This window comes from Streptococcus sp. HCA-5024, from assembly GCF_037890265.1.
In the GTDB taxonomy this organism is placed as follows: Bacteria; Bacillota; Bacilli; order Lactobacillales; family Streptococcaceae; genus Streptococcus; species Streptococcus lingualis.
The window spans coordinates 80,763-97,255 of the sequence record NZ_JBBKBR010000002.1 but is presented as its reverse complement, the minus strand read 5'-3'; the positions used below and the strand labels follow the sequence as shown (position 1 = coordinate 97,255).

At 42.9% G+C, this 16,493-nt stretch carries 11 protein-coding genes; all 11 read right to left on the bottom strand.

Annotation, left to right across the window (positions count from 1 at the left end; all coding sequences use genetic code 11):
* Positions 1-189 precede the first annotated feature (189 nt).
* Positions 190-3,420 carry a pneumococcal-type histidine triad protein gene (locus tag WKT08_RS04095; protein WP_340280264.1) on the bottom strand — a complete coding sequence of 1,077 codons (3,231 nt, stop codon included), beginning with the start codon at positions 3,418-3,420 and terminating at the stop codon, positions 190-192.
* Positions 3,421-3,427: 7 nt separating this feature from the next.
* Positions 3,428-4,363 carry a metal ABC transporter solute-binding protein, Zn/Mn family gene (locus WKT08_RS04090; protein ID WP_148130445.1) on the bottom strand — a complete coding sequence of 312 codons (936 nt, stop codon included), beginning with the start codon at positions 4,361-4,363 and terminating at the stop codon, positions 3,428-3,430.
* 194 nt (positions 4,364-4,557) lie between these two features.
* Positions 4,558-5,820: a DUF6287 domain-containing protein gene (locus WKT08_RS04085; protein ID WP_340280259.1), complete on the bottom strand. Its 1,263-nt coding sequence runs from the start codon at positions 5,818-5,820 to the stop codon at positions 4,558-4,560.
* 110 nt (positions 5,821-5,930) lie between these two features.
* On the bottom strand, positions 5,931-8,975 hold the full coding sequence (locus WKT08_RS04080) for a glycosyl hydrolase (RefSeq protein WP_195412507.1): 3,045 nt from the start codon (positions 8,973-8,975) through the stop codon (positions 5,931-5,933).
* 92 nt (positions 8,976-9,067) lie between these two features.
* Complete coding sequence (locus WKT08_RS04075) at positions 9,068-10,459, bottom strand: glycoside hydrolase family 1 protein (RefSeq protein WP_340280255.1); 1,392 nt, start codon at positions 10,457-10,459, stop codon at positions 9,068-9,070.
* A 16-nt stretch (positions 10,460-10,475) separates the two neighbouring features.
* Positions 10,476-11,432 carry an acetylxylan esterase gene (locus tag WKT08_RS04070; RefSeq protein ID WP_411198126.1) on the bottom strand — a complete coding sequence of 319 codons (957 nt, stop codon included), beginning with the start codon at positions 11,430-11,432 and terminating at the stop codon, positions 10,476-10,478.
* Entirely contained in the window at positions 11,432-12,064 is a 633-nt protein-coding gene (locus WKT08_RS04065; RefSeq protein ID WP_070659988.1) for an SGNH/GDSL hydrolase family protein, read from the bottom strand. The genes WKT08_RS04070 and WKT08_RS04065 overlap by 1 nt, the downstream gene beginning before the upstream one ends.
* Position 12,065: 1 nt before the next feature.
* Complete coding sequence (locus tag WKT08_RS04060) at positions 12,066-12,932, bottom strand: ROK family protein (protein ID WP_340280251.1); 867 nt, start codon at positions 12,930-12,932, stop codon at positions 12,066-12,068.
* Positions 12,933-12,944: 12 nt separating this feature from the next.
* The gene (locus WKT08_RS04055; protein WP_195487015.1) at positions 12,945-13,655 is read right to left on the bottom strand and encodes a GntR family transcriptional regulator; all 711 of its coding nucleotides are present in this window, start codon (positions 13,653-13,655) and stop codon (positions 12,945-12,947) included.
* Positions 13,656-13,692: 37 nt separating this feature from the next.
* Complete coding sequence (locus WKT08_RS04050; protein WP_070659980.1) at positions 13,693-15,921, bottom strand: alpha-galactosidase; 2,229 nt, start codon at positions 15,919-15,921, stop codon at positions 13,693-13,695.
* Position 15,922: 1 nt separating this feature from the next.
* Positions 15,923-16,486, bottom strand: a complete 564-nt coding sequence (locus tag WKT08_RS04045) for a hypothetical protein (protein ID WP_070659976.1) — start codon at positions 16,484-16,486, stop codon at positions 15,923-15,925.
* Positions 16,487-16,493 lie beyond the last annotated feature (7 nt).

Sequence of the window (16,493 nt, the reverse complement as noted above, 5' to 3'; positions counted from 1 at the left end):
AAAGAGGCTGGGACAAAAGTCCTAGCCTCTCAATTATTTTTGGATTGTCAAGCAAGACGCAGTGGTTGAGTAGGCTCTACTACGCTGATTTCATCAGCTTTTACAGCCCTACTCAACTGTGCGGAGGTGGGACGACGAAATCGAATTCTAACGAATTACCGATTTCTGTCCCACTCTCTTTTCTATTTTCTATTGGTCCTGAGGAGATGGAGTATCTGGCGTGCTTGCTTCTGTTACAGCTGCGCTTGCAGGCTCTGTTTCTGTCTCAGTGGTGGCAGGCTTGCTTCCTTCTGAAGCTGCTGCTTCTGTTGCTGCTGGAGTCTCTGTAGCGACAGGCGTTTCAGCTGTGGAAGCTGGTTTGCCCGCTTCGCTTGCAGATGGGGCTGCAGCTAATTCTGCCTGGAAGGCTTGGATGGCCTGTAGTAAGGCTGCTTTATCACTCTTTGGATTAGCCAATTGGTCAAAGAGAGCTTCTAAGCGATCAAATACAGCATCACTAGCTCCCTTGTCCTGCAATTGTTGGTGCAAGGCCATCAACTGGTTATAGAGCTGTTGATAAAGAGCGACATCCCCAATTTGAGGCTCTTCGGTTTGCTTTTGTTTTTGCTTTTCAATGCTATCACTGATTTCGCGTAGAAGTGCTTCCCCACTTGTAATAGCCTTTTCTGGATCAGATTCTTTTCCAAGTTGAGCCAAGCCTGCTTCAAAAGCAGTTCGTTTGCCTTGGTCTTCGACTTGTGGCAAGAGCGACTGGATTTGCTCTGAGAGGGCTGTCAGGATGCTAGTTCGTTGACGGGCTTCTGTCGCCTTGTCCAACTCTCCATACAAGCCCTTGAGGAAATCGTAGACCGCTAAGTTATAAGAGGGTGCTTGACTTCCTTTTTGATCCAAAACTGTTTTTTCAACAGGATAGGTTTGGCCTTTGTCTTGAGAGAAAAGCTGGTCAATCGCCTGTTTGGTTTGGTAGAGTTCCATAAAGTGAGCCTTAGAATCCCAGGCTTCTTCAAAGGCTTGGGCCCGATAAAGTTTCAAAGCTAGATCTGCCGCCTTGGTGCGCAGTTCTGGTGTCAAGCGCGCATCGCTCAAGCTTTGATAGAAATACTTGAGATAGTCGACCGATGTCACACCCGTCCGATCTTGCATCTCTTGAACAGCTTCTAATAGCTTTCCTTCCTGCTCTAGACGCTTGCTGTCCTTGGCAGCATAGGCTTCCTGCAGTTGAGAGACCAACTCTTCCTTCTTCAATTGGAAGGCCTCTGTATCTAGCAAGCGCACTTGTTCCAACAATTCTTGGTAACGACGATCCAAGGCTGTCTCTTCTTTTGGTTTGACCGCTTGGGTCGCATGAATGTACTGCTCATCAACCTGTTTGAGACTGGCTAGGTAGCCTTCCGTCGAGTTGCTTGGGAAACTCTTGACGTTTTCCAAGAAGTGGCCCAAGATCAGCTCAATCCGTCTTTGCTGCAATGGATCAGAAGCATATAGACTGCGACTTTCTGCTAAGAGCTGGTTGACCTTGTCCTCTACTGCTTTTTTGTCCAAGTCTCCTTTTTTATAAGGAGATTGAATGGTTGGAAGACGGTGGGCTAAGTAGTCTGCTAGACCTGCTGAGCGCACCTTGATGTAGTGGTTGTGATCGCCATGCGGGATGACAAACTGACCATTTTCAATCTGAAGGCTATAAGGAGAAATCCCTGAACGAAGCGCTGTTGCATAGAGTTCATTGATAAAGTCTAGTTCAGGATTGCCAGTTTCAAGTGGGATCCGGACATGTTCCTTACGAACAGCATAAGGATGGATGTGGGTCGGATCGTATTCTTGGTCTGGATTGTTAAAGACAAAGAAACCATTGGAAATCTTAATGGCCTCACGAGGGACACCGTAGGTCTTGCTGATGTACTGGATCTTTTCCTCATCTGATGCATCACGAGAATAGGTCGCAACATCATCTGTCAGGGGCTGCCCCTTGTCCTCTTCTTTTTTGCCAGCTAGAGTTGCCTCTGCTGCCGCAATCTCTTGAGGAGAGAGGTCCTTTTTATAGAAATAATGGGCGTGGTTGCCATGAGCGACCATATAGCCTTCCTCGTCCTTGCTGATGACCTTGTCTGCGTGGAAGCCGTGATCGTGCTCCTCTTCGTGCTCGTGACTGTCGCCATGCTCATGTTCATGCTCATGTTCAACTGGTCTTGTGCTTGGATTTGAAGGTAAGCTTGGACTTACTTCTGTTGGACTACTAGTTCCTTGAGCACGAAGCAATTGGAATTGCCGTGCCAACTCACGCTCTAAAGGAGATAGGGAGCTGTAAGGGATAAAGTGGAAATGATCCCCATGAGGGTAGACAATCCCTTGATCGGTCCACTTGGTAATCTTACTTGGATCAAAGACAGAACCGTCAGACTCCACATGACGAGAAGACAATGGGGCTTTCTGCAATTCTTCGATCAAGTTTGTCAAGGTTGGACTCGGTTTAGAGGTAGCCGGTTTAGACGTCGTCGGTGTCGTCGGTGTATTGGTTGGACTGGATGACGGCTGGTTGCTCGCTTGCTTCCCAAGGCTTGGAGAGGCTTGATCCGGAGTTCCTTGCTCTGTACTTGCTCCAGCTAGGTGTGAACTTCCTGCCTGATGGCCAGCTTGACCACCTAAGACAGAGAGAGCTGCTGCTAACTCTCCAGCAGATAAGGCACTCTTTGGAATAAAATGGAAATGGCCGCCATGGGGCACAATAAAGCCGTCCCCTGTATCTGAAATGACATCTCCAGGGCTAAAGACATAACCATCGTCCGTACGGTAGCCACCACCTGTATGGTTCTTAGCCGTCAGCATCTCAAGAGTCTTACCTTCTTTCAGCGCTTGACTAGGTTGACGGAAGTCACGGGTCTTGCCTGCCTTATGCGAGGAGCTCGCTTGCACCGATCCCGTCTCTCCTTCTTCTTTGGTGCCTCCCTTTTGTTGTTGGGCGATCTCCTCGATCGAGCGCACATTAACCGTATGTTGGGCATCCTTTAAGTAGAGATAGTATTTCCCAGCGCGTTTGATGATATAGCCATCCTTGACCTTGCTCACGATATCTGCTTCTTTCAGCTGATAAGTTGGATCCCGCAAAATCAACTCTTCACTAAAGATGGCATCAAATGGAACCTTGCCGCTGTAGTAATGAAAATGATCCCCATGAGAAGTGACAAAGCCTTCATCTGTAATCTTGATGACAATCTGCTCTGCCTGGGTCTTTTCCTTGGCATTGACCGCTTCGATGCTGTCTTCCTTTTTACTTGAGGCAGTCGCTGACGATTTCTTTTCTGCCTGCAGGTACTGAATCTGATTCTTTTTCTCTTCCTTGACTTGTGGTTGCTGACTGAGCGCGTAGGTACAGAGTCCTAGCCCCAAGGTCGCTACAATTCCAATCGTTCCCTTTTTCTTCATTCTTGATTTACTCCTCTAATTCCTTGGCTAAAGTCGCCATATTTTCTTCTAAATTTTCTAATAGATCCTTATCGTTTTGTGGATCGGCTTCCAGTGGATCCAAGACCTTGACACGCGCCCCTGTTGCCTTGGCAATACTATCTGCCACTTTTGATGACGTGTGCTTTTCCACAAAAATCGTTTTCACCTTGTAATCTTTGACAAACTGCTGGATCTCGGCCAATTGCCGAGCGGTCGGTTCTTGCTCTGGGGATATCCCTGCAATCCCTAACTGCTTGAGACCAAAGCGTTTTGCCAGATAAGAAAAGGCCGTATGCTGGGTCACAAAAGTCTTTTGCTTGGCCTTGTCAAAGAGAGGCTGGTAGTGGGCTACCAATTCCTCACAGCGCTTTTCAAGCTTTTGAGCATTGGCCTGATAGCGCTCCTTGTTCTTTGGATCGATCTCTCCCAAGCGCTGGGCGATAATCTTTCCTTCCTCTGCAATTTTTACAGGATCCAACCAAGTATGCGGATCATACAAGTGCTTGGCCTCTTTTCCCTGACCAGCCTCAACATCCTCTAATCCAGCCACCTTATCAAGGGTCATTCCTTGGCTACCTTCGATCACTCGCAACTTGGAACCTTGAAGATTGGGATCTAAGCGACCGGCCCAAGATTCCAGGGTCTGAGAATGATAGACAAATACATCCGCATCATAGATCTGGGCCACTTCCTTGGTGGAGGGTTCATAATCATGGATCCCTGCACCTGACTGAACCATCCAGATGTCATTTTGATCGCCAGAGATTTCCTTGACCAGGGCATAGATAGGATAAAAACTCGTGACAATTTTAAGACCTTTTTTAGAAGGGGGCTTGCCCGCATTTCCTTGACTTCCACAAGCTGTCAGCAGAAAGAAACCGAGAAACAAGAGTCCCAGAACCTTCATTCTTCTCCTATTCATCCTTCACCTCTTTTTCATTTTTATTAACTAGTTTATTAATCGGTTAATTAACTAGTTAATAATACTGCTAATCATTTGCTTTGTCAAGTCTTTTTTACATTTTTTTCCATTTAATGTTAGGAACTAGCATTCTGCAAATAGATAGCTGCCTTTTAGACAGTAAAAAAGTTTGAGACATCTTTGTCTCAAACTTTTTATTGACGGTAGAAATATTGATCAGCTGGATAGTTTCCTGCAGATTGAGTGACCACTAGACGTGGCTTGCTGGTATCAGACTGGTCTCCATCTGGATTTTGGAAACCGATTTTCAGAAGTCCAATCGCTGCACCAGTTTCACCCATCTTCATCTCAACATAAGGGATCTTGCTCTTCTTATCCGAGTCTGCAACAGCCTTGAGGCTACCTTGGCCCTTGACTTTTCCGTCTGCTTGGATGACGATTTCAGCTCCCTTGCCATTGCGCCAGGTTCCAGCTAAGCTTGAGAAGTCTCCTCCGTTAATGGCCGCAATATCCAAGTCTTTCTCTTTTTTCGGTTGTGGGTAGGCTTTCCACCACTCTAGATGGTAATCACGGTAGGCCACGTCACCAAAGAGAATCCGACGTTCTTGGGAAGCTACTCCGTCAGGACCTGTCACACCCGCTGGGATCAAGTACAAGGTTTGCTCCTGCCCTTGGATCGCAGTCGCATTTGCCCCTGTGAAATAAACTTCATAATAGCCTTTTCGCTTCTTGGGCTCTTTTTCTTTATTGAACAAGTAACTTGCCCGAGTGCCTCCACTCCAGAAAGTCCAGCCAGTCTCCCCATTTACAATACTTGGAAAGGCATTGGTCTTGTTTTGGTAATATTCTTCTGGAGTATAGCCATAAAGTTTAAAACCGGAAGCTGCGATTTCCTTTTCATAAGTATCATTGGAATAAGCACCTTCAAACGGTGAGAGATTGCCATCAAGGACGACATCATTTGGATCTGTCGATTTGAAAAAATCCTCCCGATTGGCAAAGACCATCTCGTGGTCGGGATTTTTGTCAGACATGGTGACCGTGATCAAAGGCTTCTTGTCTGTCTTGTATTTGAAGACACGAACAGTGACTGTAAAGTCTGTATTGCCATCGGACTTTTTCATCTTGCCTGTCGAAACTTTATTAGACCCTTCGACCTTCCAATCCGTACTAAATTCAGCAGATACCTTGCCATCAGCCGTTTGGTAATCGATCTTCCAGGCCTTGCCCTTTTTCTCGATTTTGGCTTCATCCCGTTCATTAGAGACATAGTCACCACTCAAGTCAATGGCTTTTTCCTTTGGCTTAGTGACCTTCTTGCTAGTCTGGTTAAATTCCTTTTGATGGTCTGGTTGGATGTTGGAGCTAGAGTAGAGATAAACTCCTCCGATCAGAACAACTGCTCCGACAAGCCCCAAAATCGGCCCCAGGTATTTTTTCTTCCACTTAAGATTCATTTTACTACCTCCATGGAATAAGATCTTTACACTAGTATACCCTAAATCGAAAGTATAGTAAAATTCCCCTCTATGTAGTGGTTTTACCTCTCCATCAAATCAGCTAGAAACTAGAATTTATCGTTTTTATAGAACACTTTAATGAACCCAGCTAGCATTGTGAAGACCATTCCAGAAAGAATTGCCAAGATAGAAGGATTAGAACCTGTATTTGGTAACAATTTCGAATGACCTTGTTTTTGTGAATCAAACTTGGATCCTTCTGCTACCATCACTTTAGAAACAGTACTATTATCATCTGCCACTGCTTCTTTAGAGACTTTGCTTCGGCCATTTGTCTCCTCTTTTTTAGAAGAGATCGGACTTTGAATTGCTCCTTTAAAAGCAAATTGTCCCTCCTCATCAGTTGGCTTCGCTTGTGGTTGTGGATGATCTTCTTCAGGGTTGTTAGGCTCCGTATGCTCTTCTTTTTCTGGAAGAGGCGATGGCTGTGCTTCTGGCAGTTCTTTAGGCTTCATGGCCACCAATTCATCCAGGCTCTTTACAAAAGCAATAGAATCGATTGTAACCTCACTATCTCCCGCTTCATCAGTGGATTTATAAAACTCAATTCCGACTTCTCGCGTTGCATCCCGATGTTCAACAGCAGATAAATCAAAACGAAGTTCTTTGTAATCTTCCGACAGCTCTTGAGAACCACTGTCAACCCACTGCCAACTATCCCCAACTTTGATAAAAAGCTTAGCCGAAAGAGGTTGACTCGACTTGACTCGCACTACATACCAATCATAGGAGGAAAGATCTGAAATTTGGCTCGTCTTAACTTCTACCTTATCATCTTTCTTAAGTGGCAAGGAAACTCGCATGGTTCCACCCGATACTGTTCGTCCTTCTCCTTGCCAATCTGCACTTTCTTTATCAAATGGATAAAGTTTAGCTTCATATGTTTTGTCTGCTTCTTTTTCAGGCAATGTGGCAAGAGTTGGATCCGTGATTGCTTTGATTGTATCTATCTTCAATTGCCCTTTTCCTTTATCTCCACCTAAATAAAGAGCAAATTGCGTTACTTTTTTCAATCGTTCCTTGGTGATTTGAGCAGATTGATGACTTTCCCAGTGAGCTGGCTTAAACTCTGACAAAGGGATGGTCACAAGCCCATGAACTCCATTAGAGAGGTCAATGTCTTTTTCAAAACTTACGCCACCAATTTGAATCTGAACTGTCAAATGACGATTCCCTTGTTGAGTTGCATCCAGTTCAAACTGAATCGCGTTAGCTTCTGACCAATTTTTATCAAAGGATAACTGACGACCAGCGTAGCCATTTTGATCCAACTGATAATCGTAGACGAGACGATAGCCATCCTGATCCTGCCTTTTTTCTAGAGACATCATAATTGGATCTCCATTCGATGCGTAAGCTCGCTCCAAAAGATCCCGCTCCCCTAAATAATCTTCAAAATCATCCACTACTAGTGGATCTTGAGCTTGACTATTCCGTTTGACAAACAAGCGATAATTCTGACTCTCAACAATCCTGTCTCCTTGGTAATAATCCAATACCAGATGAGCAACTTCTTTTTTCGCATTTTCCGGTAGTGTGATGGTTCCAGTATAAAAACCATTGACTAAAGATAAGGATAGAGGAGCTTGGTCATTGAAGCGAGCAGTAACCTTTGTATCTTCTGCCTTAGCTTTAGCAACAATAGACAAGATTTGATCCTTGATAATACTATCACTACCCGGTTGTATCACATAGCGTGTAGAGTCATGTGGTACTGTGACCAATTGTTTTCCAGTACCATAGATCGTTCCCACTTCTTTTAAAAAGACAGAATGAGGATCTTGATAGAATTTTTGGAAATCAGCCAATAACTCATGGTCTCCCCCAAGATTTCCATTGACATCTCGATAAGGGGTATAGAGATTATTTCCCATGCCAAAATTCGCCCAGGTCATCATATAGGCAATCTTTGAAGCTGCTGGATCCTTTTGTAAAGCATTGAAAATCCGAGTATACCAATCTAAGGTATTACCAGTATTCTTCAATCCTTGTGCGCTATAACCAAACTCTGTCAGAGCTGCTATTTTATTTCGTGCCTCCGCTTCTTTTACCAACATGGTTGTATCCTTTTTTAAAGCTTGGATATAACTGTCTGAACCAGGTTGGTTTTTATCATCGTAACTATCGATTCCTAACACATCAACATAGGCATCACCTGGATAAGTCTTAAAATAACGGTCATTTCCAGCTCCTGGTGAGTAGGCATATAAGAAGTTGTGAACCCCTTTTTGATCTCGTAGGTATTCAACTGTATAGCGATACAAGGCTTTATATTGTTCTGGATTGGTCGTACTTTCCCCCCACCAGAACCAACTTCCGGTCTGTTCATGAAATGGTCTAAAAATAACTGGAATCGTTTTACCTTCGTCTGTTTTAAGATTGTGAGCTAACTCTGCAATGCGGTCTAACCATTGATTAAATTGATTGTTTTTCGATCCTCCTGGTAAAATCTCTTGGACCACATTTCCTGAAGTATCGTTAAAATCTCCTCCTGTCACAAAGTTATGAGGATGGGTACTCATGGTGATAATCCCACCCAATTGATGAGCTGTCTTCATTGAATGAGTCAAATTTGCGATACTTTGTTTAGGATCACCAGAAACACCTGGTTTTTCATAGCCGTCAAGACTCAAGGTATCCCATCCAAAAACAGCTGGGTAGTCTCCTACAGCATTTTTTACATCAGAGTCCGTAGAGCCAACTCGGGATCCCTCTGAAGTCAAAGTTACTCCCTCATCAAGCGCATGTTGCTGTCCAAACAAAATATCCTTCTTCTTGTTTAGGTCTTTTAAGTAGGCATACAATTCTTTGGTTTCTTGACTAGCTTGATCATCTGTCATTGCGAGTAGCCTAGTTTCACTAGTTTGACCAGTCGCTGTATTTTCTGATGATGAAGCTGTAACAGTTGGTGTTCCCTGCGAAGTAGCTACTTCTGATAATGTAGACGTTTCTGAACTCACTTGATTGCTTCCAGTAACCTCCTCAACGGTAGGAGCATTCTGCTCTTCTGCTGCCAATACAACTGGAGCAAATAAAAAAATTCCTCCCACTGTTGCACTTAATACTAATTGCTTTTTCATCCCTTGTTTCATTTGATTTTCCTCATTTTTTTAAAAAAGAGAAAACAACGCCCTTGCTAGGCTCAACAGCATCTGCAAGATAAGTTATTTTTTCTTATTTCTTTTTAATTTATCGCATTTTTTTCAATCACTTCTTTGAGCCAGTAACCTGATTTCTTGATCGTCTTCACTTGTGTGTGAATATTGTTCGAAATCAAGCCATAGCGATTTCTGTAGGCATTGGTCCAAGACCAGCAATCAATTGGCGTCCAAAGGTGATAGCCAAAGCAATTAGAACCTTCTTCAATCCCCTTGTGTAACCATTCTAAGTGTTCTTGGATAAAGTTAATCCGGTAGTCATCCTGAATTTGTCCATGTTCATCCATAAATCGTTCTTCACGTGAGACTCCCATCCCATTTTCAGAAACAAACCATGGAATATTTATATAATTGTCTCGAACATTCAAAGCAATATCATAGATCGCTTTAGGATAGATTTCCCAGCCCTTGTCGATATTCATGCGACGGCCTGGCATATCATAGTTATCAAAGTAACGGCCTGGCATCCAGTCTCCAACAGAATCAGGAGAAATATCTGGTCTCTTAACCCGATTTGGATGATAGAAATTCACACCCAGAAAATCGACCGTATTGTTTCGGAACAATTCTTCATCGCCTTCTTCTGTTTGCCATAATACCCCGTCCTTCTTCAGAACAGCAACCAATTCTTCTGGGAAATGCCCGTGTACAGCAGGCTCTAAAAACATCTTATTGTTCCAAAGTTCAGCAAAGTGAGCAGCATCTTGGTCTTCTTTTTCCTCTGAAGCAGCATAAGTTGGAGTTAAGTTTAAAACTGTTCCAATACGACCGCCATCTTTATCATATCCTTTTTCACGGTAGCGTTCAATCGTTTTAGCCGTTGCCAAATTAAGGTGATAGGCTACTTGAACAGCTTTTTTGCCGTCCACTAATTTTGGATAGTGGAATTGATAAAGGTATTCACCGTCCACTACCACCATTGGTTCATTGTGGACAACCCAGTCTTTAACACGATCTCCGAAATGCTTGAAGCATTGTTCTGCAAAACCAACAAAAAGATCGACAACGTGACGAGATTCCCAACCGCCATATTTATGGTAGAGATCTACTGGTAAATCAAAATGATGGAGATTAAAGATTGGGCGGATTCCATTTGCAAGGAAGGTATCGATCACGCGATTGTAATAGTCCACTCCTTTAGGATCAACCGTATTGGTTTCCAAATCATCAATGAGTCGTGTCCATTGAATCGAAGTTCGTAAACTGTTTAAACCAACTTCTTTCATTTTAGCAATGTCATCTTCGTAGCTATTATAAAAGTTGGATGCTGTATCCGGTCCTACGTAGTTATAAAAGGCTTCGGGTTCAATGTCATACCAATGGTCAAACATATTGCTATGTTTTTTATCAAATCGTCCTTCACTTTGAGGTCCTGATGTAGCAGCCCCCCACCAAAAATTTTCTGGAAATTGTTTCATCACCATTATCTCCTTATTATTCTATGATTCTCTTTCTCATTTCATCGCTGAATCCTGGTAGGTATTCGTGACCATACTCGGGGTAACAGCTTAATTCTTTCTGTGTTTGCAACTCGTTCCATACTGCAAATTGTAATTTTGGGTGGCAAATGCGATCTTCCAATCCCATTCCCCAAAAGATGTCGGCCTGAATCCAAGGTGCAAAATTCTTTATATCAATATAGTCTAATGTTTCAAAAAATTTTTTCTCATTTTTGTGCAATGGATCCCGGAATCGAAACCAATAAGCTAATTCTTCATAGGCCGATTGCCCTTGGTCCAAGTGATAGGCTTCTCGAAAGTCACTTAAAAACGGATACTGAACAAAGGCTTTCTTGATGGACGGGCTTAAAGCAGCAGCCACTAATGCTAGGGCTCCTCCTTGGGAAACCCCATAGGTCATCATCTCTTGAGGATCAATCTCCTCCATCTGCTGCAAGATGCGCGTCAGCTGGTAAAGATCCTGATACACCTTTTTATAATACAGATTGTTTGCTCCATCTTCTACACCACGGATCACATGTCCTTTAACAGTCCCACCAGTTGTAACCAAGCGGTCCTCTGACTTTCCACCTTGGCCTCTGACATCTAACGCAATTACTGCGATTCCTTCAGCAGCTAATGCTACCTTGTCACTCCAATCACCACTACTCACATGGTAACCATGAAACTGAAGAAGAGCCGGAAGTTTTTTATCCTCACTATTTTTAGGACGCAGATATTGACAATAAATCTCAGCTTCTCCAACTCCCTGAAAGCGCAATTCGAAGGCTTCCACTAGTTTAGAAGGCAAGGGATAGGGAGTTAATTGAAAGGCTAAACTAAGATTTTCAACTTCTTGCTTGGCCTTTTGCCAAAATGCATCAAAGTCTGCTGGTTTTTGATGGGGACTCCGATAAGAACCCCATTGCTCATAGGCCATTTCTTGATTAATCATACCATCACCTCAAGATAGGAAAGTACTTGATTGGCGATGATGCGAGCTCCTAGGAGTGTTGGATGCACGCCATCCTCTCCTGTCAACGCTTGGGCTCCAATAAATTTTGCCTCTTCATTTAGCAGATGATCCAATGTCACCCATTCAAGCTGAAATTCCTGGGCCATCTTTTTTACAACCTGCCTTTTTTGATCCAAATCAACTCTCCAAGTAAGCCGATCCTCTGGAAATGGTAATACAAACGGTTCCAACAATAGAATGTCTTCGACACCCGCCTCCTGCAATTTTTGTAACAAAATCCGGTAGTTCGACTCGAATACTGCATTGATTTCGCGACTTCCAAAATCTGGCTGCCCTACCTGATGCCAAACATCATTGATGCCAATCAACAAAACCACCTTGGTGGGCTGAAGGCTAGTACAGTCCTCCAATCGATTTAGCAAGTCTTGAAGATGGTCTCCACCAATGCCCCGATTATAAATAGCCAAGTGAGGAACTTTCTTTTTCAATACTTCTCCCACATAGTGGACAAATCCTGTTCCCAAATCAGAGGCTTGACTCCGGTCTCGTCCCCATTCTGTGATACTATCACCGAAAAAAACGAGGCGATCTGTTTCTAAGATCTTCATTTTAGGCCCTCTTTTTAAAATTCGCAACAGCTCCTAAGAGATTAGCATCGTTATGGAACCGACATATCTTGATCTCATAAGGGAGATCCGTTATACCATTTTCTTCTAATAGTCCCTTCACACGTGAATCCACTTTCTCCAAAAGATCTGCCCTCACAGAGATACCTCCTCCAATGACTACCACATCTGGATTGAGAACAAACAAAATGTTGTAGATACCACGAGCTAACTCATCATACAAGTGGGAGACCGCTTCGATCGCTCCCGTTTCTCCTTTTTCCGCTCTTTCAAATAGTTCTTTTCCTGATATAGAAGTTGAAAGGCCTGTTGCTTTTGAATAGGTTCCAGCTACATTCACTGGGCTAGCTAGCATGCTCAAGGAATCCTTGGCGGTTTGAAGCATATAACCAAATTCCCCTGCGAAGAGGGAGCTTCCTTTATAGAGCTCACGATTGATCACGATAGCCCCACCAATCCCAGACCCAATGATGAAGAAGGCTGCATTGGTACTCTCTTTTGCCACGCCAAATTCTACTTCTGCTAGGGCTGCACAGTTGGCATCATTCTCAATCGATACGGGAAGAGAAAACAAGTCCTCTAATTCCTTGAGAATAGGAAAATTATGAAGATAAGGAACAGCGCTTTTCCCTCGGATTTCTCCAAGAACAGCATCCACTGTTCCGGGACTTGAAAATGCAACTCCTTCAATTGAGTTAGCAGCATAGCTTTCAAAGACCCGATAGAGATTAGCCTTCATTTCTTCCCAGCTTGATGGAGTTTGAAAAGAAGAAGTTTCTTTTAACCCCTGCTCCTCATAGAGAGCATATTTGACAGCTGTCCCTCCAATATCAAATGCTAAAATTCCCATGATTCACTCCTCTTAATGCTTGACCATCATTTCTACAGAGAACTGATCGTAGCGGTGTACACTGATTGAATACTCAAACGGAGCACCATTACTTAAAAAGCCGATCTGTTCTGCTACTCCAACAGGATCCCCTGTCTCCAGTTGCAATTCTTCTACTTCAATGTCATTTGCTTTTCGTACAGAAATCGTTCGGTGCCCACTTTCAATGTACAACCCTAATTTATCTTCGATATACGTATAAATGGAGCCTTCCAAATCTGTTTTCCTCAATCCAGGAATAATAGACACTGGCATAAAGGTTTTTTCAATAACGGTTGGTTGCTTATTCACCAAACGGACACGATAAATTTCATACACTTGCGTGTCCATAGGAATATTCAACTTACTAGCCACCTTTTCTGTAGCCGGAACAATTTCATATTGAAGAATTTTACTGGTAACCTCCTTATCCGGATGAAAGGCAGAGGTTCCACGCATTTGGTTATCTACAATCAAGCGTTCCATTTCTTCAATGGAGAGTGATTTAACAAAAGTCCCCGATCCACGACGTTTGACAATTAAACCTTCTGAGACAAGGATATCAATTGCTTTTTTTATGGTCAGTTTACTCGCTTGAAAGGTCTCACCCATTTCTTTTTCTGAAGGGAGTTTTTGATCAGGCAAATACTCCCCTTCAATAATTTTCTTTCGAACTGCATTTGCAATGACTTTATATTTTTCCATTGTCTCACTCAACTCTCTTTATTATTCTAGATCTTCCTTATTCTATCATCTTTAGATAAAATAAACGTGAATGAAAATCACCAGGCATTTCTCGCGACCAGAAGTCATTTTGACGTCCAATATAATTTTGGTTCAACAATAGTCCAATCGCTTCTAAATCAGCGCCTGTCCGTACTTGATCCACTCTCTTCTCACTGACATGATATTTTCCATCCGCAAGCAAACCTTGCAATTTCAAACGTTTGTAATTGGGATTTGGTTCTGCCAAAATTTGATAATGGGCAACCAGGGCTTCTTTTTGGTCTTGACTAACCACCATCCAGGCCTTACGATTAGAATCTCCTGTTTCTAAACGGTAGAAGTTTCCTGTATAGATTAAGTTTTGATAAGATTGGTATTCTTTAATATCTAGTTTGATTTGTTCTTTTTCTTCAGGTTCCAGCTTGGTTGGGTCCAATTCATAGCCAAAGCTACCAAACAGTGCTACATTCTTACGCATCTCCAAACTCGTAATCCGAGCCACTTGGTGATTCGGTACAGCTGAAACATGTGATCCCATAGAGGCAATTGGATAAATCATCGACAGACCCGATTGGATTTGAATACGTTCGATAGCATCCGTATCATCACTAGCCCAAATTTGTGGACTATAATACAACATACCTCCATCGAAACGAGCCCCTCCCCCCGCACAGGATTCAATTAAGATGTGAGGGTATTTTTGAATCAGCTTTTCATACAAGCGATAGACCCCTAAAATATAACGGTGACAGACCTCACCTTGTCGATCAGCTGGTAAATGATTGGAGAAGGCTTCTGAAATATAGCGATTCATATCCAACTTTATGTAATCAATTTCCACTTGAGAAAGAATCTGATCCATTTGTCCAAAGATTTCTTCCACTACTTGAGGATTCCCAAAGTCGAGGATATACTGATTGCGTCCATGCGAAATATTTTTCTGACCTTGCCCAATGATCCATTCCGGGTGTTCTTGATACAATGGAGTATCTTTTGAAACCATTTCTGGCTCAAACCACAGTCCAAATAAGAGTCCTTCATCATGCAGGGTTTTCGAAAGTTTCTCGAGCCCTCCAGGAAGTTTTTTACGGTTGACCACCCAGTTCCCCAATGAACCTTCGTCTCGATTTCGGTCACCGAACCAGCCATCATCCAGTACTAAGAGTTCCACCCCTAAATTTTTTGCTTCCCTCGCAATTTCTAGCAACTTTTCTTCATCAAAGTCAAAATAAGTTGCTTCCCAATTATTCAATAAAACTGGGCGTTTTGTATCTCGCCAGCTACTACGAACAAGGTGTTTCTGGAAGAACTGATGGAAGGTCTGACTCATTGCATTTAGTCCGTCTTGACGATAGACCATCACTGCTTCTGGGCTGTCAAAGCTTTCACCATCCTCCAACTTCCATTTGAATTGGAAGGGATTGATCCCCAGTTGAATCCGTAAAACATCAAAATTATCTCGTTCGATTTGAGCAAGGAAATTCCCACTATACAGGAGACAGAAACCAAAAGCTTGACCGCGTGTTTCTGTTGTCGTCGGCTCACAGACCGCTAAAAACGGATTGTGCATGTGACTACTTGCTCCTCGAGTACTTGAGATCTGTTGAACGCCTGTGTGAATCTTATCCCGTTTCAAGTGGGCTTCTTTTGCCCATGCTCCGTCTAAATGAAGCCATTCATAGTTTTCATTTGAAAGATCGAGGCTCAATGAGGCCAATTGATGAAGGTTAAAGTTTTGTCCACTCTGATTTCTGATTTGTTGTTGCCGCGTCAAGACAGCCAAATCTTGGAAGACGGTATAGCGAAGGTCTAGATAAAGTTCTTCATAACGATCCTTGAGATGGATGGTTAATACCTGGGCATCCGGCGCATCTGCAAAGCTTCCTGGAAGCCCCTCTAACACTTCTTTTCCATCCCTTATGCTATAGCCTTGATAGGTGAATTGGAAAACATGGTCACCCGCTTCACTTTCCAAATCGATCGCTGGATAGCGAAAATCAGTTGTTCCAAAAACAGGCATTTCCTGCTTAATGGTTTCAAGAGAGGTCAAGAGACTACCTTCGACTAAATTATTGCCCGGACGAATCTCCCGCTCAATAAAGAGTTCGTAATCTTCCAATTCTGGAATGGGACTTCCAACATAGAGTTGTTCTAAAATCCCTGTTTCTTCCATCACACGAAAGATATAGCTAAAATACTTATTTTGAAGATGAAAAACCTGTTGTTCTTCCTGAATAAAAATCATCTTACTGCACCTTCATCTTTTTCACCAAGATGACAAGGTAAAAATACAAACCTGGAAATAAAAACCAACCAATAATATTTTTTGTGAGTGAAAACCAAATGCCTGCACACAAGCCTAGAAACAAGGTAATAGCAAACAAGGGATCTTTTCGAAAGAGCGAGAAGTTAGTCTCTTCTTTTCCTCCCTTGCCTAAGGCCAAAGCAGTCGCAAATAAGAAGAGAATACACCAAAGGATGCTCGAGAAGACAAAGGCCGTAATCGCAAGCTCGCTTACTTGTCGCATCATGGACATCCACGATGCAAAAATTCCGAAAAATGTCAGGGTCATTAGAAAGGAAATCATATAGGTAATAAGGGTTTGTTCTCTTTTTTTCCCTGACCATTTCCAGATAGATTCGTCTTCTATGTACCGTTCTTGGGCGCATTCTAAACAGTTTTGAATGGTAGCAACCCACGCATAGACCAATCCCTTTCGAAAGAGACTAACCCAAAACAAAACAGATAATTTACCAACATAATAGATTTTTTCAATCAATTGTTTTAGTTTGGATCTTTTTTCCACCATACTTGAT

What these genes read in the sequence shown, in the direction of transcription:
- WKT08_RS04095 (WP_340280264.1), bottom strand. Translation starts at nt 3,420, where the DNA reads ATGAAGAAAAAGGGAACGATTGGAATTGTAGCGACCTTGGGGCTAGGA.
- WKT08_RS04090 (WP_148130445.1), bottom strand. Translation starts at nt 4,363, where the DNA reads ATGAATAGGAGAAGAATGAAGGTTCTGGGACTCTTGTTTCTCGGTTTC.
- WKT08_RS04085 (WP_340280259.1), bottom strand. Translation starts at nt 5,820, where the DNA reads ATGAATCTTAAGTGGAAGAAAAAATACCTGGGGCCGATTTTGGGGCTT.
- WKT08_RS04080 (WP_195412507.1), bottom strand. Translation starts at nt 8,975, where the DNA reads ATGAAACAAGGGATGAAAAAGCAATTAGTATTAAGTGCAACAGTGGGA.
- WKT08_RS04075 (WP_340280255.1), bottom strand. Translation starts at nt 10,459, where the DNA reads ATGAAACAATTTCCAGAAAATTTTTGGTGGGGGGCTGCTACATCAGGA.
- WKT08_RS04065 (WP_070659988.1), bottom strand. Translation starts at nt 12,064, where the DNA reads ATGAAGATCTTAGAAACAGATCGCCTCGTTTTTTTCGGTGATAGTATC.
- WKT08_RS04060 (WP_340280251.1), bottom strand. Translation starts at nt 12,932, where the DNA reads ATGGGAATTTTAGCATTTGATATTGGAGGGACAGCTGTCAAATATGCT.
- WKT08_RS04055 (WP_195487015.1), bottom strand. Translation starts at nt 13,655, where the DNA reads ATGGAAAAATATAAAGTCATTGCAAATGCAGTTCGAAAGAAAATTATT.
- WKT08_RS04050 (WP_070659980.1), bottom strand. Translation starts at nt 15,921, where the DNA reads ATGATTTTTATTCAGGAAGAACAACAGGTTTTTCATCTTCAAAATAAG.
- WKT08_RS04045 (WP_070659976.1), bottom strand. Translation starts at nt 16,486, where the DNA reads ATGGTGGAAAAAAGATCCAAACTAAAACAATTGATTGAAAAAATCTAT.